Origin of the sequence: Xanthomonas axonopodis pv. maculifoliigardeniae (assembly GCF_041519315.1) — a bacterium.
GTDB lineage: Bacteria > Pseudomonadota > Gammaproteobacteria > Xanthomonadales > Xanthomonadaceae > Xanthomonas > Xanthomonas euvesicatoria.
In genome coordinates, this window is sequence record NZ_CP167998.1 from 2,425,823 (window position 1) to 2,447,206 (window position 21,384).

The 21,384-nt window shown below is 65.1% G+C and carries 16 protein-coding genes; 7 read left to right on the top strand and 9 right to left on the bottom strand.

Annotation, left to right across the window (positions count from 1 at the left end):
- Positions 1-915 (bottom strand): NmrA family NAD(P)-binding protein, encoded by a 915-nt coding sequence (locus ACDH77_RS10545; protein WP_031422808.1) that lies wholly within the window; start codon positions 913-915, stop codon positions 1-3.
- A gap of 181 nt (positions 916-1,096) precedes the next feature.
- Here ACDH77_RS10545 and ACDH77_RS10550 point away from each other — a divergent pair, with 181 nt between their 5' ends.
- A complete protein-coding gene (locus ACDH77_RS10550) occupies positions 1,097-1,738 on the top strand; it encodes a TetR/AcrR family transcriptional regulator (RefSeq protein WP_031422809.1) in 642 nt (213 codons plus the stop codon).
- Positions 1,739-1,886: 148 nt separating this feature from the next.
- Here the strand turns inward: ACDH77_RS10550 and ACDH77_RS10555 are convergent, their stop codons facing one another.
- Together ACDH77_RS10555 and ACDH77_RS10560 are read right to left on the bottom strand one after the other, a co-directional pair.
- Positions 1,887-5,012: a multidrug efflux RND transporter permease subunit gene (locus ACDH77_RS10555; protein WP_372353874.1), complete on the bottom strand. Its 3,126-nt coding sequence runs from the start codon at positions 5,010-5,012 to the stop codon at positions 1,887-1,889.
- A gap of 50 nt (positions 5,013-5,062) precedes the next feature.
- Positions 5,063-6,175 (bottom strand): efflux RND transporter periplasmic adaptor subunit, encoded by a 1,113-nt coding sequence (locus ACDH77_RS10560; protein ID WP_057681741.1) that lies wholly within the window; start codon positions 6,173-6,175, stop codon positions 5,063-5,065.
- A gap of 123 nt (positions 6,176-6,298) precedes the next feature.
- Here ACDH77_RS10560 and ACDH77_RS10565 point away from each other — a divergent pair, with 123 nt between their 5' ends.
- Positions 6,299-6,871 (top strand): TetR/AcrR family transcriptional regulator, encoded by a 573-nt coding sequence (locus ACDH77_RS10565; RefSeq protein ID WP_031422814.1) that lies wholly within the window; start codon positions 6,299-6,301, stop codon positions 6,869-6,871.
- Positions 6,872-7,167: 296 nt separating this feature from the next.
- Here the strand turns inward: ACDH77_RS10565 and ACDH77_RS10570 are convergent, their stop codons facing one another.
- Positions 7,168-8,994 carry a hypothetical protein gene (locus ACDH77_RS10570; RefSeq protein WP_031422816.1) on the bottom strand — a complete coding sequence of 609 codons (1,827 nt, stop codon included), beginning with the start codon at positions 8,992-8,994 and terminating at the stop codon, positions 7,168-7,170.
- 13 nt (positions 8,995-9,007) lie between these two features.
- Complete coding sequence (locus ACDH77_RS10575; RefSeq protein WP_008575672.1) at positions 9,008-9,607, bottom strand: NfuA family Fe-S biogenesis protein; 600 nt, start codon at positions 9,605-9,607, stop codon at positions 9,008-9,010.
- Between the two features lie 88 nt (positions 9,608-9,695).
- Here ACDH77_RS10575 and ACDH77_RS10580 point away from each other — a divergent pair, with 88 nt between their 5' ends.
- The 4 genes from ACDH77_RS10580 to ACDH77_RS10595 all read left to right on the top strand — a co-directional run bounded on the left by ACDH77_RS10580 (position 9,696) and on the right by ACDH77_RS10595 (position 13,675).
- Entirely contained in the window at positions 9,696-10,052 is a 357-nt protein-coding gene (locus ACDH77_RS10580) for a 4a-hydroxytetrahydrobiopterin dehydratase (protein WP_011347610.1), read from the top strand.
- Positions 10,049-10,471 (top strand): energy transducer TonB, encoded by a 423-nt coding sequence (locus ACDH77_RS10585; protein ID WP_008575670.1) that lies wholly within the window; start codon positions 10,049-10,051, stop codon positions 10,469-10,471. Before ACDH77_RS10580 ends, ACDH77_RS10585 begins: the two co-directional genes overlap by 4 nt.
- Before the next feature lie 264 nt (positions 10,472-10,735).
- Complete coding sequence (gene zupT / locus ACDH77_RS10590; RefSeq protein WP_005921249.1) at positions 10,736-11,554, top strand: zinc transporter ZupT; 819 nt, start codon at positions 10,736-10,738, stop codon at positions 11,552-11,554.
- Positions 11,555-11,851: 297 nt separating this feature from the next.
- Positions 11,852-13,675: a DUF3300 domain-containing protein gene (locus ACDH77_RS10595; protein ID WP_031422823.1), complete on the top strand. Its 1,824-nt coding sequence runs from the start codon at positions 11,852-11,854 to the stop codon at positions 13,673-13,675.
- A 33-nt stretch (positions 13,676-13,708) separates the two neighbouring features.
- Here the strand turns inward: ACDH77_RS10595 and ACDH77_RS10600 are convergent, their stop codons facing one another.
- Complete coding sequence (locus ACDH77_RS10600; RefSeq protein WP_031422825.1) at positions 13,709-14,695, bottom strand: RluA family pseudouridine synthase; 987 nt, start codon at positions 14,693-14,695, stop codon at positions 13,709-13,711.
- Between the two features lie 409 nt (positions 14,696-15,104).
- Here ACDH77_RS10600 and ACDH77_RS10605 point away from each other — a divergent pair, with 409 nt between their 5' ends.
- Positions 15,105-18,749: an Rne/Rng family ribonuclease gene (locus ACDH77_RS10605; protein ID WP_338338888.1), complete on the top strand. Its 3,645-nt coding sequence runs from the start codon at positions 15,105-15,107 to the stop codon at positions 18,747-18,749.
- Between the two features lie 523 nt (positions 18,750-19,272).
- Here ACDH77_RS10605 and ACDH77_RS10610 read toward each other — a convergent pair.
- From ACDH77_RS10610 to ACDH77_RS10620, 3 genes are all read right to left on the bottom strand, one after another.
- Entirely contained in the window at positions 19,273-19,920 is a 648-nt protein-coding gene (locus ACDH77_RS10610; protein ID WP_003489223.1) for a response regulator, read from the bottom strand.
- Positions 19,921-20,159: 239 nt separating this feature from the next.
- Positions 20,160-20,906, bottom strand: a complete 747-nt coding sequence (locus ACDH77_RS10615; protein WP_031422827.1) for a sulfurtransferase — start codon at positions 20,904-20,906, stop codon at positions 20,160-20,162.
- Positions 20,907-21,005: 99 nt separating this feature from the next.
- Positions 21,006-21,371 carry a DUF6164 family protein gene (locus ACDH77_RS10620; protein WP_008575660.1) on the bottom strand — a complete coding sequence of 122 codons (366 nt, stop codon included), beginning with the start codon at positions 21,369-21,371 and terminating at the stop codon, positions 21,006-21,008.
- Positions 21,372-21,384: the final 13 nt, after the last annotated feature.

Below are 21,384 nucleotides of genomic sequence, written 5' to 3' on the forward strand. Positions count from 1 at the left end.
TCAAGCCTCCGGTGCGTAGGTGTTCGCCAAGGTCTGGCGAGCTGACTGCCACGCGCGCGCGCCGTAGCGATCATTATCCAGATGGATCAACTTGCCGCGTCCACTCATCATGTCGCGCAGGTATTGCATGCCTTGCCAGGGTGGGAACGGGTCATCGCTGGTCGGCGTCAATGCGCGCACGACGCGGATGATGGCCGACATCGTGCCGATTCCGCCTGGCCTGAGGGTGCGATATCGCTCGCCCGTGAGCTCGGTGAGCAGGTGTGCGATGTCGTTGGGCGAAATGCTGTTGCCGGCAATCCGCAGATCGCGTGGAGCATTGGGATCCAGCGCCGCCGCTGCCGTGTAGCGGGCGACATCGTCTTTGGCAGTGAAATCGAGTTTCTGGTCTGCGTCGCCAAAATGCAGGACCCGGCGGCCCGGTACAACCAGGCGCGCACTGCCCTCAAGCAATTCCAGAAAGCCGCCACACAGAATCGATGTGGCCGAAATGGGCGTGGCGTTCAGTTGCTCTCTGAAGCGGCGCCGCAGGTCCAGATTGCGATTGTCGCCTGGCCGCGTCTTCGTGTAGTCCAGCGAGAAATCGGACGGAACAAAACGCGGGACGCCCGCAGAAACCGCTGCATGCAACAGGTTTCCCTGTTGACCCAACATGACCTCTTCCAAGCCGTTCAGTGCGCAAACCACACAGTCCGCGCCCATGAGCGCCTCGCGTAACCGCTCGGCGTCGTCGAGCTCAACATGTCGAACCTGGATGCCCTGCCCCTCCAACGACGCGACGCGGCTCTTCCCTGCCCCGTGCCGCACCAGTGCAACCACGGCCGCGCCCTGATCTTTCAGGGCCACCGCGATCCGGTAACCGAGATCGCCGGTGGCTCCAGCAACAACGACCTGCGAACTCGTCTGTGTGTTCACCACGTGCTTCTCGCTTGAGTCTTCGGGTGCCGAAAGCGGCGGGCAGCCAACGCACCAGGGGGCAGCAGCGCCCTGTTACATCGGCTCTCATGCATCGTGCTGGCGGGAAAGACCATGCCGCGAACAACTGAACGATATCGTTCAGTTGTTGAAAGCACAAGTGGCGTGTAACGTTTCGTCGATGAAGGCGGTCAAGCAAAAATCCAAAGGCGGCAGGCCGCCACCCGATAAAGCCGGCGATGTCGATCGGCGGCTTCTGGATGCGGCACTACAGCTCTTCCTGGAACGCGGCTTCGAGCACACTTCATGCGACGACATCGCGCGACTGGCAGGTGCCGGCAAGGCCAGCCTGTACGCGCGCTATGCCAACAAGGACGCCATTTTCGAGGCAGTGATTCGCCGTGATGTGCAGACACAGCCCCTGCCAGCCGCCCCCAGCGCCCCGCTGGATCTTGAGGGGCGGCTGAGGCTCGCAGGTCGAGGAATACTTGCGCACGCGTTGCAGCCGCAGACCGTGGCGATGATGCGCTTGGTCGTCGGCACCTCCATCCGGGCGCCGGAGCTTGCTGCGGAGGTCAACCGCATCGGCTGGGAAGGCGGGCTGCAACGTGTGCGCATGGCGATCCTCGATGGCCCGGATCAACCCGCCGATCCCTCTGCGTTGGCAGGCCACTTCGTCGATCTGGTGTTTGCGCCGCATCAACTTCGTGCGCTGCTGGGAGAACACCCGGCACGCCTGATCGACTCCGCAGCAGAGCGCGTGGAGTGGGCGCTGGGACTGCTCAGCGCTGCAGGCCAGCTAAAGACGAAACGTCCGCGCTGAGACGCGCTCAGCGCCCGCAAACAGGCTCGGGGCTTTGGAGCGCCTGCCGGTCGATTGCTGGCGCCGTCAGGTCGGCACGAACGCTATCGCGATTACTGCCGCCCTCTTCTCACGATCGACCGATGCCGCATGCAGTCGCCCGGCATGATCATGTGGAGGGCTCCGCCGGGTTTGCGGCTGCACTCCTGCGGGCAGCCACATACGCCATCACCCAGGTAAAAAAGATCGGGGTGAACACGACACCAAGCGTACTGGCCGCCAGCATGCCGCCGATCACGCCGGTGCCCAACGCATTCTGGCTCGCTGCACCCGCACCGCGTGCGATCACCAGCGGAATCACGCCGAGAATGAAGGCCAGCGACGTCATCACGATCGGGCGAAAGCGCAGCCTAGCCGCCTGCATTGCAGCGTCCGGCACGCGCGCGCCCTGCGCATGCAGTTCCTTGGCGAATTCCACGATCAAAATCGCATTCTTGGCGGCCAGGCCGATGATGGTGATCAGGCCGACCTTGAAGTACACATCGTTGGAAAGGCCGGCCACCCACACCGCGGCGGTTGCGCCAATCGCGCCGATCGGCACGATCAGCATCACCGAAAACGGAATCGCCCAACTCTCGTACAGCGCGACCAGCAGCAGAAACACCACCAGCAAGGCCAGGCCGAGCAGCAGTGGCGCCTGTGTGCCGGCAGCTTTTTCTTGATACGACAGCGCGGACCATTCGTAGCCAATGCCCTGGGGAAGTGCAGTCGCCAGGCGTTCCATTTCCGCCAGCGCGTCGCCCGAGCTGATGCCGGGCGCAGCCTCGCCGGTGAGATTGACCGATGCATAGCCGTTGTAGCGGGCAATCTGCACCGGTCCCTGCTCCCACCATTGCGTGGTGAACGCCGTCAACGGCACCTGCTTGCCGGTACTGCTGGTGACAGACAGCGTGTCCAGTGATTGGGGCGTGGCGCGATCGCTTGCATTGCCCTGTACCACCACCCGTTGCAGACGACCGCGGTTGACGAAATCGTTGACGATCGTCGAGCCGAACGCGCTGGACAGCACCTCCATCGCGCTCTGAAAGCTCACGCCCAGCGCTTCGGCCTTGCCGCGATCCACTTCCAGGCGCAGCTGCGGCGCATCGGCAAGACCTTCCACCATCGCGTATGCCAGCTTGGGCGACTGATTGGCCGCATGCAGCAACTGGTTCACCGACTGCATCAGCGCGTCGCGCCCAAGATTGCCGCGGTCCTGCACGCGCAGCGAGAAACCGCCGGAATTGCCCAGGCCTTCGATCGGTGGCGGCATCACGGCCATGATGGTCGCGTCGCTGATGCGTCCCAGCGCCGCGTTGGCGGCCGCCACTTCGCTGGCCACCGATTCGCTGTCGCCGCGTTCGCTCCAGTCTTTCAGTGACGGAAAGGCCATGGCCGCATTGGCGCCGCTTCCGGAGAAACTGAAACCGTACACCAGCGTCACGTCCTGCATGCTCGGCCGCGCGGCGAGGTAATCGTTGACCTGTTGCCCGGCCGCGCGCGTACGGCTGTAGCTGGCGCCGGGCGGCAACTGCATGTCTACGATCATGTAGCCCTCGTCTTCCTGCGGTACGAAGGCCTCCGGCAGCCGCACGTATGCCAGCCCAAGCGCGCAAAGCAGCACGGCGTACACCAGCATGTAGCGTCCGGCACGGCGCACCAGGCGATGGTTCAACTGATCGAAACGCGACGTCAGCACGCTGAAGTTGCGGTCGAACCAAGCGAAGAATCCCTTCTTCTCATGGCGGCCGTCGATGGGTACCAGGAACGTCGCGCACAGCGCCGGTGTCATGGTCAGCGCCAGGAAACCGGAAAACAGGATCGAGACGGCGAGCACTGCGGAGAACTGTCGGTAGATCACGCCGACCGAACCGCTCATGAAGGCGAGCGGCAAAAACACCGCGGTGAGCACCAGGGTGATGCCGACGATCGCACCGCCCACCTGCGTCATCGCCTTGATCGAGGCATCGCGCGGCGACAGGCCTTCCCCGGCCATCAGGCGCTCGACGTTCTCGACCACCACAATCGCATCGTCCACCAGGATGCCGATCGCCAGCACCATCGCGAACATGCTCATCATGTTCACCGAGAAACCCAGCAGCTTCATCATCGCGAACGTGCCCAACAGGCACACCGGCACCACGATCGCCGGGATCAAGGTATAGCGGATGTTCTGCAGGAACACGAACATCACCAGGAACACCAACGCCATCGCTTCGAGCAAGGTGTGAAGCACCTTCCTGATTGCCACATTGACGAAGGTCGAACTATCGAAGGGCACCGAGTAGGTGATGTCTGCCGGAAAACGCTGCGAGAGTTCCTGCAGGCGCTGGCGCACCGCCGCCACGGTGGCGACCGCATTGCCGCCTGGCGCCAGCTGCACCGCCGCGCCGGCGGCCGGGCCACCGTTTTCCTGCACATCGAACTGGTAGTTCTCCAATCCAAGTTCCAGCTTCGCCACGTCCGACAGATGCACCACCGCGCCATTGGTCTGGGCACGCAGGATGATCTGGCCAAATTCCTGCGGCGATTCCATCAGGCCGCGCACCACCAGCGTGGTGGTCAATTCCTGATCATGCGCGCCTGGGCGTTCGCCCAGGCTACCGGCTGCCACTTGCAGGTTTTGCGCACGGATCGCGTTATTGACGTCGACAATGCTCAGCCCATAGCCGCGCAATGCCTGGGTGTCCACCCACACCCGCATCGCCGCTTCGGCGCCGAAGAACTGCACGCGTCCCACGCCGGGAACACGGCGGATCTCGTCGTTGACCACTCTGGCCGCGTAGTCGTTCAGGCGCACCACGTCCTGCGCGGCGGTCGCATCCTTGTAGACCAGCGAATACAGCATCAGGAAGCCGGCAGTGGTCTGTTCGACCTGCAAGCCAAGTTGCGTCACCGCTGCCGGCAGTCGCGATTCGGATTGACGAATGCGGTTCTGCACGTCCACCTGGGCGATGTTGGGATCGGTGCCGGGCTGGAACGTGATGGTGATCTGCGCACTGCCGTTGGAGCTGCTGGAGTCGTAATACAGCATGTCGCGCGCGCCGTTGAGCTCCTGCTCGATGACACTGGTCACCGCGTCGTTGACGACCTGGGCCGACGCGCCGGGATAGGTGGCAGAAATGCTGATCTGCGGCGGCGCCACTTCCGGATATTTTTCGACAGGCAAGGTGCGCAATGCCAGCAGGCCGGCGAGCGAGATGAAAATCGCAACCACCCACGCGAAGTTGGGGCGGTCGATAAAGAATCGGGACATGGACGGTCACCGGGGCGCCACGCGCCCGCACAGGCGGAATGAAGAGTGGTTCAGTGCGCGGCGTTCAACACGGCACCAGGCTGGATCCGCGTCGCGCCTGAGGCGATGTAGCGCTCACCGGCCTTCAGGCCTTCGAGTATCTGCCAGTCGGTGCCGACCATCGCGCCGGTTCGGACATCGCGCAGTTCGGCCCTGCCGTCGGCGCCCACGACCATCACCGCAGCGCTGCCGCCCGGTCGCCGCTGAATCGCCCGCTGCGGCACATAGACCGCGTCGCTGGCGGTACCGTTCGGCGTGCGCACGCGCACGAACATCCCCGGCAGCAACAGGTTGTCGCGATTGTCGAATTGCGCCCGCAGCGACACCGTATCGGTTGTTTCGTCCACCCGCATGTCCGCGAACAGCAGGTCGCCCTCGCGTGTTTCGCCGAGCTCAGGAATGTCGATGACGACCTTGAGCGGCGCCTCGCCTTTGCGGGCGCGACCGCGCAACTTCAGCGCTTCGGCGACCGGACGATTGAAGTCGGCGAAGATCGGATCGAGCTGTTGTATCAGCGCCATTTCTGTCGCCTCGCCCCCCTGCCCGACCAGCGCGCCCTCGGTGACCAGCGCCCGCCCGATGCGGCCGTCGATCGGCGCACGCACCGTGGCGAAGCCCAGCTCCAGTTGCGCGGTTTTCAGCGCCGCACGCGCCGACGCCACGGCTGCCTGGGTGCTTTTGAAATTGCTGCGGGCGGTGTCGAAATCCTGCCGGCTGATCACCTGCCGCTGCACCAGTTGCTGGCTGCGTTCGAACTGGGCGGCGGCATTTTCCAGCTCGGCGTCGCTACGCCTCAGCTCCCCGCGTGCGCGCGCCACCGCGGCCTCGAACGGCGCGGGGTCGATCTGAAACAACACCTGCCCTGCCCTGACGTCCGAACCTTCTTCGAACCGGCGTGCCAGCACCACGCCGGCCACGCGCGCACGAACCTGTGCTACGCGCATCGGCGAAACACGGCCGGGCAGATCGGTGGTCTGCAACACCTTGCGCGCCTGCGCGGTGGCGATTTCCACCGCTGGTGCAACCGAAGACTCAGCGGGTGGAGCGGCTTTGCCGCAGGCGGCCAGTGCGAACGGGAGAAAGGCGCACAGCGGAAAGAAACGGTAAGCGCGTTGGGGTGTCACAGCGCGGGGTCCAATGGATGACGCGGGAATGATGCGCCATAGATCCTTATGAATCAAATATGATTCATAAGGATCATTTCCACAGAACCTGTATCATCCCTGCTTCACTCGTTTTTCAAGCGTATGAGCCAGGACGACCAACGCCTTATCCGCCTGCTGGCCGCAACGCTGACCCGCCGCCCGCGCAGCAATCTCACCGAGCTGGCCGCTGGCGCGGGGATCAGCCGCGCGACGCTGTACCGCTTTGCCCCGACCCGCGCGGCAATCGTGGAGAAGGTCACCGCCGAAGCGTGGCTGCGTCTGAAGGCGGCCCTGCCCGACGAAGACGCCCTGCCCGATCCCATGGCAAGCCTGCGACGCATGACGCACGCCTTGGTGGAAGACCTGGATCTGGTCATCTACATCGTCAACGAGATGGGCATGGAGGGCGCCGAACGCGGCAACACCTATTACGCCGCGCCGGAGTGGGAGTCGTTCCAGGCGCATCTGGATGCTTTCTTCTTGCACGGCCAGCGGCGCGGCGTGTTCGGTATCGAAATGCCGGCGTCCTGGTGGAGCGACTTCTACCTCTCGTGCCTGTTCGGAGCCGGTTGGGCAGTGGCCACCGGCCGTCTGGCACAGGCATCGGTCGTGCGTGCGGTCCTGACCTCGTTCCTGGAAGGCGCACGTTCCGGTTTGAGAGTGCAATCTCCCTAGCCGCGAGCCGCTGGCGCCACCGTCACCGTCACCGCCAGCCGGAACACCACGCGATGTATCGCGTTTCCGCAGGTTGAGCGATCGGTTTTTATCGAGGCGGCAAACCGGTTCGCCGGTGGCCGGCACGGTCTGCGGCCGATGGACGAGCGTCCCCCCGCATCATGCGCTCTCGGCGGCTGATGCAGACAATGCATGTCCACGCGCCCGGAGGCGCGCAAGCGCACCGTGAAGCGAAGGGGCGCAGGGCTGATCTGTGCATTCGGGCAGACATCGCCGCACCTCATCGCGCGTCACGCTTACCCGCCGTTATGGGGCAGCGCGCCCTTGTCTTCCTGCAACTCACGCTTGAACGGCACGTCCGGCGGTGGGCGTGCGGTAGCCGGTTGATCGTTGAGATTGGGGTCGCTCAGGCCGCAACCGCCGCCGAATTGCAGCAGGGACACCACGCAACTGATCTTGGTGGTCGTGCCCGGAATCGGAATCTCGATCTTCTTCAGGCCGCGCCGCACCCATTCCTGCAGCAGCGTCTGGTTCGGCATCCAGTACTTGTCCAGCGATGTCGGCGTGTAGCCGTACGGCGGACGTTTAAGCCAGGTGCCGCCCTGGGCAATCTGGTCGCGGGTCCAGGTATCGGTCTCGCTGCCTGGTGGTCCGCGGTCACCTGCACCCTGGCCGGCATCACCGGCTCCGGTGGCCACCTTGATGCTGCCATCGGCATTGAACATGCCGTTGCGCTGGGTGTTGCCACCTGTCGTGTCGCCTTGCCGATTGCGGTCGGACTTGCTCCAGTCGTCGGCGTTGGCGGCCACGTCCCACCCGCCGCTGCGATCGGCAGGCGCCGGGCCGGCATGACCGCTGGCGGCTGGCTTGGCGGGCGACGATGCAGCGGCTGGCGCGCTGCTGGAACGTTCGGACCGGGCAGGACTGGCCTGCGACTGTGCAGGTTGCGCGGCTGCTTGCGCGGCTGGCGCCGCCACGGTGGCCGGCGGTGGGTCGGGAGTCGCAGGCGTTGCTGGCACGACAGGCGTCGCCGCCACTGGCGCAGGCGCCGGATCCGGCACGTTCGGCAGCTCTGCGGGACGCACCGCAACGTCAGGCATGCGCACGGTCGGCGAGATCTCACGCAGGCGCGCGGCCGGCGCGGCGATTTGCGGGCGCTCGGGGATGACGATGTCGCGCTCGCGCACTGTTGGCGCAGCGGCAGAGCGCACCGCCACATCCGTGGCCGGACGCTGCAGTTCGCGCACCTGCGGGCGTTCGGTCACCGTCTGGATGTCGCGTTGACGCACTTGGACCTGCGGCGCCGCCCGCTCGATCGCACGCGGCGTCAGCGTGATCGTTGGCGGCGGTGGGACGACGAAGTCGTTGGTAGCGACAGGGGTTTCGGTAACCTGCAGCGGCGATTCGATCGTCACCGGCGGCACCTGCACCGTCACCTGCGGAATATCCGCGGTGACGGGTTCGCTGGCCGCTTGCACCGGTTCCGGCGCATGTTCCAATACCTGGGCCGTATCGGGGCGCTCGACAGGATCGGCAGCTGGCGGCACTGGCGTCGGTGTCGGTGCCGGCGATGCAGCTGGTTCGCTCTTCGCCGCCGATGCACCCACGTGCGCTGGTGAAGACGCCGCAGCTGCAGCCGGCTGCGTCGATGCCTCAGACGTGGGTTGAGCTTCCCCGCCGCCCTGCGCTTCAGCCCCATCGCCGATCAAGGTCATGCGCACCCGCGATTCGTCGCCGGGCTTGGTTTCTTCCGGCGCCCAGCGCACGGTGACCACCCAGATGAGCAGCGCACCAAAACCGAGGTGGATGAGAAAACTGCCGAGCACCGCCAGCCAGTGCTGCCGGCGCTGATCCTTCGGCCGCGGGTCCCAGTGTTGCCACCACAGGCTGCGGAATGCCTGGAATGGCGACAGCACAGAGACGCCGGTCACCGCACCCCATGTCGGCTGCCCACGCGCCAACAGCACATCCATGACATGGTCATCGTTGAATGGCGCAGCCGCGTGCTTGCGGTTGCCCATCCAGATGCCCCAGCCATACGGAAGGCCGGTGCGCCGATCCAGAATGAGCTTGCCGGGCATGCGCGCGCGCAGTGCCTGCAGCAGATCGGCAGCCGTTGTCACCGGTGGCGCGGAATCAGGCCGCGCTGTCGCGCGGAATGTAGGGAGCGTCGCCGGTGGCGTGGTCGGTCGCATCGCGCACCGCAGTCACGCCGGGCACGCGCCCCATCAAGGTCTTTTCGATGCCCTGCTTCAAGGTCACGTCGGCCATGCCGCAGCCGTGGCAACCGCCGCCGAAGCGCAGCAACACCACGCCGTCGGCAGAGACTTCCTGCACGGCCACGCGCCCGCCATGCGATGCCAACTGCGGGTTGATTTCGTTTTCCACCACCCAGCGCACGCGCTCCACCATCGAAGCCGACTCTGCGGGCGCTTCGCCCTTGATCTTGGGCGCCTTGATGGTGAGCTGCTGGTTGCCGGTGGACTGGGTGACGTAGTCGATTTCGGCCCCGTCCATCCACGGCACGCTGGCAGCGACCACATACAAGGTGAAACCATCGCAGTCGATCGCCCATTCGTCGCCGCTCAGGTCCGCCGGTTCGGCGAACTCAAGCCGGGCATCGGCACGTGGGGTACCCGCATCCACCGCGCTCAGGCGCACGCCCATGCCGGGCACGCCCTCGCGTTCGATGAGCTTGCGGAAATAGGTCTGGGCTTTGTCGGATATCTGGATCATGCGGGTTATTCTACCGCCCAAAGCGCCCTCGCTCATGGAACACCGTGATCCTGGTGGGCGCGCCGTCCGCCACCCCTGCGAGACCGTCATGACCGATCTGATTCCCCTGGAGCAGGCCCACTGCCTCCCGCGCAAAGGCAGCGACCACAAGCTGGGCGAGGCGCGCCTGACCGAGCTGCTGCCACAGGTGCCCGGCTGGGAGCTGGCCGAGGCCGGCATGGCGCTCACGCGCACGTTCCGCTTCGCCGACTATTACCGCACCCTGGCCTTTGTGAATGCGCTGGCCTGGATCGCCCATCGCGAAGACCACCACCCCGACCTGGGCGTGCATTACGACCGCGTCGTGGTGCGCTATTCCACCCATGACGTGGGCGGACTGAGCGAAAACGACTTCATCTGCGCGGCCAAGACCGCGCAGCTCTACGATCAGGGAATCACTGCATGAACATGTATCGCGCCGCGTTCGCCGGCCTCGTCGTCGCCACCGGCCTTGCTGGCTGCGGCAAGTCGCCACAGCAGGCCGCCGCGCCCACCGTCGCGCCCACCGAGCTGGCCGCCCTGAAGACGCCACCGCCGGAATATTCGCCGCAGCTGGCCTGCGCCGGTGTGGGCGGCACGACCGTGCTGCGGGTCGTGGTCGGCACCCAGGGCACGCCGACCGATGTTTCGGTGGCACAGAGCAGCGGTCAGCCCGTGCTCGACGAAGCGGCCCTGACGCGCGTGCGCGAGTGGCAGTTCAAGGCCGCCACCCGCAATGGCCAGGCCGTGCCGCAGACCATCCAGGTGCCGGTCTCGTTCAAGCCGCCGGTGCCGCGTCCGAACGAATGTTTCGCCATCGAGGAACGCGCACGCCGCGGCGGCTGAGGACCGCGCAGGTCGGTGACGCCTTATTTCCGCACGGCACAAGCGCATCGACACCAGCGCATGAGCAACAGCGCCTTGTTCGCGCGCTTGAGTGTCGCCCCTGCCTGACGCTGGCGCAGAGGCGCTGCTTTTCGTCTTCGACACCACGTCTTCGTCATCGCGGCATGGCCATCCTGCTTCCGCGGAGGGGTGTGCGTATCTGGCGAGCTGCAGTTGCCACGCTCTCCGCAGGAAGTTCTTCATTCCACGAGGACGTCGCGCCACATGCTTGCAGTGTCATCACACAATCTCTGGATCGCGCTTGCGGTCACGCTGGCGGCCGGGCTGGCAACCGGGCTCGGAAGCCTCATGGTGGTGTTCGCCAAAAAGCCCAATCCGCGCCTGTTGGCATTCGGCCTGGCCTTCGCCGGCGGCGCCATGGTGTACGTGTCGCTCACCGAAATCCTCAACAAATCGATCGCCGCGTTTTCCCAGGCCTACAACGACAAGCTCGGCTTTACCTTCGGCACACTGACCTTTCTGGGCGGCATGCTGCTGATCATGGTGATCGACCGCCTGGTGCCGAATCCGCACCAGAGTTTGTCCAGCGACGATCCGCAGTTTCGCGAAGACAACCGGGCCTATATCCGCCGGGTTGGCCTGATGACCGCCGTCGCGATCACCGCGCACAATTTCCCGGAAGGATTGGCGACTTTCTTCGCCACGCTTGAAAGCCCGGCGGTCGGCATGCCGCTGGCGTTCGCGATCGCCATCCACAATATTCCCGAAGGCATCGCGATCGCGGTGCCGGTGTATTTCGCCACGCGCAACAAGTTCTATGCGGTGGGCGCCAGCCTGCTCAGCGGGTTGGCCGAACCGGTCGGTGCAGGCATCGGATATCTGGCCTTGTCCAGCGTGCTCTCGGATGCGGTCTTCGGCACCGTGTTCGGGCTGATCTCCGGGGTCATGGTGTTTCTGGCGCTGGACGAATTACTGCCGGCTGCCAAGCGCTACGCACAAGGTCACGAGACCGTGTATGGCCTGGTCTCGGGCATGGGAACGCTGGCGATCAGCCTGGTGTTGTTCCGTTTCGCAACCCCGTGAAGCGCGTCATGCGCGGGCATCACCACTCGAGATGGCCTGGCGCGAAGTCTGTTGCAGCAAGTGCAGACAATGCCGCTTCAGAAGCCCGATCGCTGTGTTGCCCGTGACGAGCCGACGCGCCCGCCCGCCTGAAATCAACCGCATGCCACGCAGCGCACCTGCGTGAGGTGCTGTTTCCCGCATGTCTGCTGAACACCGTCGCGCCTGGTCGACTGAAGCCAAGTTCTAGAAAGGTTCCAGACATTCAAGCCGGCGCATGGTACGCGCGTCATCAACGCACACACAGCGAGGTGCCGTATGCAACGCACATGGTCACAAGGGCGCCTTGCCTTGGCGCTGTCGATCGCATCCACTGGCCTGATTGCACTCGGCGGCTGCCAACGCACCGACGCACCGGCGCCGGCCGCCGCCGAGCCTCCGCCGCCTCCCAGCGCGATGGCAGCGCCGGCTTACACGCCGCCCACGGCGGACCAGCTTTACCAACTGGTCGCGCCGATTGCCCTGTTTCCAGACAAGTTGCTGGCGCAAACCTTGGCGGCGTCGGTGTATCCCGATCAAGTGGTCACCGCACAGGAATGGCTACGCAGCAATAGCGGTTTGAGCGCTGCAGATCGCGCGCAGGCCACGGTGTCGCAATCGTGGGACCCGAGCATCAAGGCACTGACCGCCTTTCCCGACGTGGTGGCCCAACTGGCTGGCAATCTGGATTGGACGCGTGCGCTCGGCGATGCCTACGCCCACGATCCCAACGATGTGCTCAACGCGGTGCAGATCATGCGCCAACGCGCCCAGGCCAGCGGCCATCTGCACAGTACGCCGCAACAGCAAGTGCAGGTGGCGCGCCACGTGGTGGTGACGCCCATTCTGGATGAGGGCCGCATCCCGCCGCCCTCGCAGGTGATCACCATCGAACCAGCGCAACCGGATGTGGTGTACGTGCCGCGCTACGATCCCGGCGTGGTCTACGGCGCGCCGGTCGATGTCTACAGGGAGTATCGCTACCGCCCGGTCCGCTGGTACGACGAAGGCGACGTCGTCACCACCGGCCTGGTGTCCTTCGGCGTCGGCGTATTGGTGGGCGGCGCACTCGAGCACCATCACGGTTGGTTCGGCTGGGCCGAGCCGGCGCCTGTCTGGCACCGCTGGGGCTGGAACAGCTGGGGTGTGGATTGGAACGCGCCGCCGGCCGCACCGCATTATGTGGTCTACCAGAACCATGTCTATGCGCCGCGCACCACCATCATCAACAACCGAAATACGTATGTCGATTCACGCTCGTACGTGAATCAGGATCAGCGCCATTGGTCCAATTCGACATCCGCGCCTGTGGCCGGGATGTCCCCAGCCAACTTCCATGCGGCGCAGGCGGCCGCTCTACCGGCAGCAGTCGCCAGCGCACGTGGGCTTGGTGCGTTTGCAGGAGCGGCCACGCCAGCGCCTTCGCCCGCCCAACTGCATCGCCCGCCCGACTATGCGCATCTGGCCACACCGCATTTCAATGCACAGATGCTGCAACCAGGCCGCCCGGTAACGCTGAACGCATCGCCATCGCCATCGCCGTCGTCGCATGCTGCGCCCCTGACAACTGCGGGCCATCCGATGCAGCCATTGCCCTCCGGGATGCGTTCGCCGCGCGTGCAAGCACCGGCATTCGCCTCGGCTGCAACGCCTGCACGGGTGAATGACTTGCAGGCCGCACAGCAGCACATGGCGCAGATGCACGCACAGTCGCGGGCAGCGCAGGAACAGGCAGCTGCAGCCAACCGCGCACATGCCGGCATGCCGCCGCGCGATGCATTTGCGAGCCGCGACGCCCGCGACAGCCAGTTCCGAGCCCAAGCCCAACCTGCGCAATGGAAGCCGCCCGTGCAAGAGCAGCGGCAGCTGGCGCCTCATCAGCAGTTTGCATCCGCGGCAGTGCCGCGTCTCGAACATGCGCAGCCGTCGCAGCCGCGTGACGAACCGCGCCCGGTCATGAAGGCAGAGCCGCAGCAGCGCATGCAGCGGATGGCGTCCTTCGCCCCGCCGCGTGCCGCTCCGACCCATCAGGCCGATATGCACCAGCAACGCCCGCATCCGTCGGCGCAGCCGCAACATCACGACCATCGCCACGAAGGCTGAGCCAGCCGCGCTGGCGCAGCCGCCATGGCTGCGTCAGCGACCGAGCTGGTCTAGGGCCTCGGCGAGCTCTGGCGCCAATGGCGCGCTCAACACGTACGGCGTCTTGCCGGCATCCAGTGCGAATTCCAGCGATGCGGCATGCAGGAACAGCCGCTTCAAACCAAGCTGGTCGCGTAGGCGCTTGTTGACGTCTGCCTCACCGTATTTCTCGTCGCCGGCCACCGGGTGCCCCAGGTGCTGGGCATGCACGCGAATCTGGTGGGTGCGACCGGTCTCGATGCGCACTTCGCAATAGGAATGGCCGCCGCGCCGTTCCAGCAACTTGAAATGGCTCAGCGACGCCTTGCCGATCGCATTCACCTGCACATGCCGCTCCCCTCCCTGGCGCAGGCCGATGTGCAGCGGCGCGTCCACGGTCATCACGCCGTCGGGCATGCGGCCCACCAGCAGGGTCAGGTAGCGCTTGGTGATGCCACGTCCTTCGACGCGGTCGTCTTCACGCATGAGGGCCTGCAGCTCGGTCAGCGCCGAGCGCTTCTTGGCCACGATCAATAGGCCGGACGTATCGCGATCAAGCCGGTGCACCAGTTCCAGGCTCTGGTTCGGGCGCAGCGCCCGCAGCGTTTCAATGGCGCCGAAGCTGATCCCGCTGCCGCCATGGCTGGCAACCCCGGACGGCTTGTTCAGGGCAAGCAGGCGCGCATCCTCGAACACGATTGCCGCTTCCAGCCGCGCCATGAATGATGACGGCGGCGCGGCCTTGTCGCCCTCTTCGTTGATGCGCACCGGCGGAATCCGCACTTCTTCGCCGCCCTCGAGCTTGCGTTCGGCCTTGGCACGCCCGCCATTCACGCGCACCTGACCGCTGCGCACCAGCTTGTAGATCAGGCTACGCGGAGCGCCCTTGAGCTGGCCAAGCAGGAAATTGTCCAGCCGCTGCCCAGCACGGTCTTCCGGAACTTTGAGAATGCGCACGCCGACGCGGTCGGCCGGCGGCTTGGGGGGCTGGGGGTCGGTCATCCGGCTCTTTATTCTGTTACACTCGGCGAGCGAGATAAGGGTTTGATTTTGTTGGAAGTTGATTGGCCAGAAGCCTGACTTCCGATGATTCCGGCACAGTGCGCGACCACCGCCCCCGGGGCGGCCATGTTAGCGGCTCACCGGCCTACCCGGCCATCGCCAGCGGTTTTTGACCGCTGCGCTGAACATGTCCCGTGCGCTGCCCCGGTTTGTCCGGACGCGGCTGCCGGCCCTGAAACACCTATAAAACTTAAACAAGCGCTCCCGCGGCCTGCCGTGGTGTTGCAGCGCTGGAAACTCTGGTCAGGCCTGTCCGCGCGTTGCGCGAAGGGCCGACAAGCTGTTCCAGAGGCGAAACGTCACGGCGTTCCGCGCGGTAGAGCGCGTGAGGAACGCAACAATGAAGCGAATGCTGATCAACGCAACGCAGGCCGAAGAGCTGCGCGTGGCGATTGTGGACGGCCAGACCCTGTACGACATCGACATCGAACAGCCGTCCAAGGAACAAAAGAAGTCCAACATCTACAAGGGCCGTATCACCCGGCTCGAGCCTTCCCTGGAAGCGGCGTTCGTGGACTATGGCGCCGAGCGTCATGGCTTCCTGCCGCTGAAGGAAATTTCCCGCGATTATTTCCAGGCCGGCGTCGACCATAACAAGTCGACCATTCGTGAGCTGCTGCGCGAAGGCCAGGAAATCGTCGTGCAGGTGGACAAGGAAGAGCGTGGCAACAAGGGCGCCGCCCTGACCACGTTCATCTCGCTGGCCGGCCGCTACATGGTGCTGATGCCCAATTCGCCGAGCGCCGGTGGCGTTTCGCGCCGCATCGAGGGCGAAGACCGTGCCGCGTTGAAGGAAGCGCTGGACAAGCTCGACATTCCTGACGACATGGGCGTGATCATCCGCACTGCCGGCGTGGGCCGCGATGCCGAAGAACTGCAGTGGGATCTGGACTACCTGCTGCAGACCTGGAAGGCGATTGCCGAAGCTGCGCTGAGCAAGCCGGCCGCGTTCCTGATCTACCAGGAATCGCGCCTGATCATCCGCGCCCTGCGCGACTACCTGCGCGCCGATATCGGCGAGATCCTGGTCGATACGCCGGAGCTCTACGCCGACGCCCAGGAATTCATGAAGCAGGTGATGCCGCAGAGCCTGCGCAAGCTCAAGCACTACACCGACGATATTCCGCTGTTCAATCGCTTCCAGATCGAATCGCAGATCGAAGGCGCCTATGAGCGCAACGTGCGCCTGCCCTCGGGTGGCTCGATCGTGGTGGACCAGACCGAAGCGCTGACCGCCGTCGACGTGAACTCCTCGCGCGCCACCAAGGGCAGCGATATCGAAGAAACCGCGTTCCAGACCAATTTGGAAGCGGCCGAAGAAGTCGCACGCCAGCTGCGCCTGCGTGACCTGGGTGGCCTGGTGGTCATCGACTTCATCGACATGGCCTCGTCCAAGCACCAGCGCGAAGTCGAAAACAGGCTGCAGAACGCACTCAAGTACGACCGCGCACGCGTGCAGCTGGGCCGTATCTCGCGTTTCGGCCTGATGGAAATGAGCCGTCAACGGCTGCGACCGAGCCTGGGCGAATCCAGCCAGATCGTCTGTCCGCGTTGCGATGGCCATGGCCGCATGCGCAGCGTCGAGTCGCTGTCGCTGTCGATCATCCGCGTGGCAGAAGAGCACGCCATGAAGGAAAACACCGGGCAGGTGCTGGTCCAGGCGCCGGTGGAAATCGCCAACTACCTGCTCAACGAAAAGCGCAGCGCACTGCGTGAAATCGAGCAGCGCCATGAGTCGCCGATCATCATCGTCGCCGACGAGCAGCTGCACACCCCGCACTACGAAGTCACGCGCCTGCGCGAGAACGAGCTGGGCGAAGAGAGCGGCAAGCCGAGCTACCAGCGCGGCACCCCGCGCAAGCTGCCGGTGCATGCACTGACCAAGGCGCAGTTGAATATTCCCGCAGCCCCGGCGGTCACGTCGATCAAGCCGAGCCAACCGGCACCGGTTCGCGAAGAAGCCCCTGCCCCGGTTGCGCCCGTCGCTGCGCCAGCGCCAGTGGTGACCGTGCCCATTCCGGCACCGGTCACCGGTGTTGTGGGCTGGCTGAAGCGGATCTTCGGCGGGGTCGAGCCCGTCGCCCCGGCCCCGGAGTCGACCCCGCGTCCGCGCCAGAACGATGCCGGCCGCAATAACCGTGGCGAACGCGGCGAGCGTGGCGGTCAGCGCCGCGATGGTCGCGATGCCCGTAATGGCGGCAATGGTGGCAACCAGCAACGTGGCAATGGCGGCAATGGCAACGGCGCCAATAAGGAACGCCGTGACGAGCGTCGCCAGCCTGCCAGCGCCCAGGGCGCGCAGAATGGCGCACAGGCACAGCAGCAGGTGCAGGCGCCTAAGCCGCCGCGCAATGAAACGCAGGCGCCAAAGCAGCAGCAACCGCAGCAGCAGAAGTCCAAGCCGCAGAACCAGAGCCCACGCCCGCCACGTGCGCCTGCACAGCAGGACGGCGCGCCAGCCGAGCGGCAGCCGCGTCCGGCACGCCAGGATGAGGGTACGGCAGCGGCGCAAACCGTGACCTCCACTGCCGCAACGGCCACCACGTCGAGCGTGGTGGCCGCCATTGCCGACGCCGCTGCACCCAGCAATGCGCAGACCAACGCCAATGAAGCGGCGCAGGCGCATCCTGTCGATGTCATGGTGAGCGAATCCACCGCTGATCGTGGCGCCGACGCAAATGCAACTGCACCGGCCCAGGATGCCGCAGGCGACGATGCAGCCAATGGCGAAGGCGGGAGCCGTCGCCGCCGCGGCCGTCGTGGTGGCCGTCGTCGTCGTCGTGGCGCCGGTGCCAACGGAGAAGGTGGTACCAGCGTCGATGGCCTGGAAGGCGACGATCTGGACAGCGATGCCGACAACGATCTCGATGGCGACAGCGAAGGCGACGACGCCGGTGCTCATGCGCATGTATCGGGCGCACCGCGCGCCGGCCAGCCGGAGTTCGATTTCGACGATGAGGCACCGGCACCGGCGGTGCTCGCCAAGTCGGAATCCGCTGCCCAGGCAACCGCCAAGCCGCGTCCGGTTCCCAAGGAGCGCGCAGAGCCACGGGGCGGCAGTGACACAGCTTCGACCACCGCGCCGGTTTCCAATACCGTGCCGGCATCGCAGGCTTCGGCAGCACCCGTTGCCGAAGCCGCCCGCGAGCGCCCTGCTGCGCCCGTTGCTGCTACCGACGCACCAGCCAAACCCGCGCCGGCTGTCACAGCGTCGACGGCTGCCAGCACCGAGGGTGCTGCAGCGCAGGCTGCAGAACAGCGCCCCGCGCCGGTCGCACAGCAGGCGTCCGCTACCCCGGCTCCGCTTGCCGCCCCTGCGCCAGTGGCATCCACGCCGGCACCTGCAGTGGCTCCCGCTGCCGGGACTGCATCGACGGCACCGGCTGTTGCATCGCCTGTGACCAACGATGCGGCGACAAGCAGCCAGCACCAACCTGCGCCCTCGGCGCCGGCAAGTGCGGCTGTACCTGCCGCCGACGCCGAGGCCGCGAAGGCCGACCACCAGCAGCGCGCTGTGTCGGCGGACGTGGCAGCGCCTGCGGTGCAGGCAGCGCCGGTGCAGCCGGCACGGGCAACGCCTGCTGACGACCTACCGGCACCAGCGGCGGCTACGCCGGCATCGCAGGCCGCAGTGGTCACGGTGACGTCGCCGCACGCCGAGCAGTCTGCTTCGCAGGCGCCATCGGCCGAGGTGGCAATGACCTCGACCTCGACGGTTGTGCAGGCAAGCCCAAGTGCAGACACCGCGCCCGTGCGCAAGCCGTATGCTCCGGTGCAGACCACCATGCTCGATGCGCTGAGCCCGAACGATGCTGCGCCAGCAGCCTCCTCGGCCAGCAAGCCTCCGGCAGACCCTGCAGCAGCGCAGGAGTTGCAGGCAGGCAAGCCCAAGCCGACGGTGGTCGTGTCCGAACCAGTCAAGCCGGCTGCTCCATCGACCGACGCCGACCAGGTGCAGGATGACGACAGCAACAAGCCGCGTGGCGATCACTGATGGCCAGGTGACTTGATTGGGTGGCCTGTTGGGATAACAGGCCACGTCAACATCGAAACAGCGGCCTTCGGGCCGCTGTTTTTTTGTGCAACGCCTGCACTAACGCCAAGCCGCATCCGCCGGTTGTGATCCCGGAGAGACATCGACGCTCCACGTTCTTCCACATGAGCGGCGACGTTTGTCGTCACTCGTGGTCAGTGTTTGCAAAGACCCTTCGATCGGCAAGTGCGGCGACGCCAGGCCTTGCTGGCACATGACGACAATCAGCGCGGAAAGCTCCTAGTACACGGCGTGTCGTTACGCTCACCCCCCGGGCGCCCTGACGCCCGGGTCTTGTTCGACATACCGCGCGCCTCTAGAAGGTCGGGCTAGTTCCCCCACTCACGCGTTGACGCAATCCAGCAACCGCTGCTGAGGGCGAGACACGTCATTTCTAGGCAGGTGATGAGCTTTCTCTACGCGATGTTGTGCGCCCTGGCCTTGCGATGCAGCGCAGCCACTGCACCGCACTCAAGGCAACGGTTCACAGCACCCTGGAGGGATCGGTCAGACCGTATTGATTGGCTAGCCGCGCCAGCGCAATGTTGTCCTGGATGCCGACCTTCTCGAACAGGCGTGCCTTGTGCGTGTTGATGGTCTTGGCGCTGAGGTTCAGGCGCTTGGCGATGTCTTCCTGGCGCAGGCCCTGGGTCAGCAGCAAGGCCACTTCCAGCTCACGGGGCGACAATGCATCAAACGGTGAACCGCCACCTTCCAGATTAGACAGAGCCAGGTTCTGCGCGATCGTATTGCCGAGATAACGCCGTCCCAGTGCGACTTCACGCACCGCGCGCAGCAACTCGTGCGCGTCACCACCCTTGCCCACATAGCCGGAGGCGCCTGCCTCGAGCAAACGCTTGGGCAATGGGCCGTCTTCGAGCACGGAGACGATGATGACCCGCGTACCGTAGTCGCCCTTGACGATGCGCTCGGTAATTTCCAGGCCGCTGACGCCGGGCAAATGCAGATCGCACAGCACGATGTCCGGTTTGAGTTGACGAATCTGCGGCAATGCGGCTTCGCCGCTCTCTGCTTCACCCACCACATCGACGTCCACTTCCTTGGACAGAATCATCTTCATGCCTGTACGCACGAGTGCATGATCGTCGATCAGAAAAACTCTGATGGTCATCCTTGTTGTCCTCGCTAGCGGCTGGCTGGTGCAGCCTATCTCCGTGAATAATTCAGGGCAAGCTCGATGCGACGTATTACGCCCAAGTTAGAGCGTTATGACACGTCACTAGAGCATGCATGACGTGCGCATGGCGCGATGTCTCTAGGCAAGATGATGCAACGTGTGCCGATGATGCGGGCGCCAGGGCGACCGGTGACATCGGGCAATGCAGTCGCGCTCGGTCAGATTTTCACTGGCTAGGCGGTACGGTCGGCGTCCACCAAGGGTTTTAATTCGGGATCCAGCGCAACGCGTTCGTCGAAGACGAAGCAGCGGCCCTCGTAGCCTTCGCCACCGACCTCTTCGAAGTAGCCGAGGATTCCGCCCTCCAGTTGCAGCACATTGTCCATGCCATCGGCCTGCATCCACAGCGCGGCCTTTTCGCAACGGATGCCACCGGTGCAGAAGCTGACCACCGTGGCATCGGCCAACGCGCCACGATGCGGTTCCAGCGCGCCAGGCAAGTCGGTGAACTTGTCGATCGGCAGCGTCAATGCACCCTGGAAGGTCCCGTATGCCACTTCCTGCGCATTGCGCGTGTCCAGCAACACCAGCGGACGGCCGCGATCATCTTGCCCGTTCCGCAGCCACTCGCGCAGCACGGCAGGCGTCACCGACGGTGCACGACCTTGCAGCGGCGATGCATCGTCGCGCCGAAAACTGATGATCTCCGGCTTGATCTTGACCTTGAGCCGCGCAAACGGCTGATGCGCGCTTTCGCTGTACTTGATGCGCATCTGCGCAAACCGCGCGTCGGCCTGCAGCCAGGCGTAGAACGCGTCGATCTGCTCGGCAGCCCCTGCCAGGAACAGGTTGATGCCCTCTTCGGCCACCAGCACCGATCCTTTCAGCGCATGCTGCTCGGCTTGCGCGCGCACGCCGTCGGCAAGTGTCTGCGGATCCTGGATGGTGACGAACTGGTAGGCGGCGGTATTGATCATCATGCGGCTATTTTAGGGCCGCGGGCAGCCCCTAGCGAGCGCCGTGGATGGGACGTCCAGCACGGTGCAGCAGCGTGCCTGCAAGCGCGTCATGCCGCGCACTCAGCCGCGCAACAGCACAAACGGCAGCAACACCAGCGAGGCGACGACCAGCATGCCGATCAGCGTCACGAGCACGAAGACCGGTCGCCTGCGCAGCAACGCGCCAAAGGTCTCCGCAGTGCCGGCTGCAAGTTCCTCCTGGCGCTGGGCACGCGCAATCGCGCCGCGCTGCGCCTGGTAGGCATCCATCGCCGCCTTGGCGCGTGGATAGTCGGCATCGTCGCTGAGCCAGATACCGCCAGCGGAAATCCCCCAGTTGCTGGGGCGCGTTTCATAGATCTGCACGCGCTGCTCGCGCATCAACGCCCGCACCTCATCGGCTTCGTCGTCGGGAACATTGCGCAGATTGAGCAGCAGCTTGGCCATGCCGCGATGATAC

Coding starts and splice junctions, on each gene's coding strand:
- zupT (WP_005921249.1), top strand. CDS start 10,736: ATGCTTGCAGTGTCATCACACAATCTCTGGATCGCGCTTGCGGTCACG.
- ACDH77_RS10600 (WP_031422825.1), bottom strand. CDS start 14,695: ATGACCGACCCCCAGCCCCCCAAGCCGCCGGCCGACCGCGTCGGCGTG.
- ACDH77_RS10580 (WP_011347610.1), top strand. CDS start 9,696: ATGACCGATCTGATTCCCCTGGAGCAGGCCCACTGCCTCCCGCGCAAA.
- ACDH77_RS10605 (WP_338338888.1), top strand. CDS start 15,105: ATGCTGATCAACGCAACGCAGGCCGAAGAGCTGCGCGTGGCGATTGTG.
- ACDH77_RS10610 (WP_003489223.1), bottom strand. CDS start 19,920: ATGACCATCAGAGTTTTTCTGATCGACGATCATGCACTCGTGCGTACA.
- ACDH77_RS10620 (WP_008575660.1), bottom strand. CDS start 21,371: ATGGCCAAGCTGCTGCTCAATCTGCGCAATGTTCCCGACGACGAAGCC.
- ACDH77_RS10555 (WP_372353874.1), bottom strand. CDS start 5,012: ATGTCCCGATTCTTTATCGACCGCCCCAACTTCGCGTGGGTGGTTGCG.
- ACDH77_RS10615 (WP_031422827.1), bottom strand. CDS start 20,906: ATGATGATCAATACCGCCGCCTACCAGTTCGTCACCATCCAGGATCCG.
- ACDH77_RS10595 (WP_031422823.1), top strand. CDS start 11,852: ATGCAACGCACATGGTCACAAGGGCGCCTTGCCTTGGCGCTGTCGATC.
- ACDH77_RS10575 (WP_008575672.1), bottom strand. CDS start 9,607: ATGATCCAGATATCCGACAAAGCCCAGACCTATTTCCGCAAGCTCATC.
- ACDH77_RS10565 (WP_031422814.1), top strand. CDS start 6,299: ATGAGCCAGGACGACCAACGCCTTATCCGCCTGCTGGCCGCAACGCTG.
- ACDH77_RS10585 (WP_008575670.1), top strand. CDS start 10,049: ATGAACATGTATCGCGCCGCGTTCGCCGGCCTCGTCGTCGCCACCGGC.
- ACDH77_RS10550 (WP_031422809.1), top strand. CDS start 1,097: ATGAAGGCGGTCAAGCAAAAATCCAAAGGCGGCAGGCCGCCACCCGAT.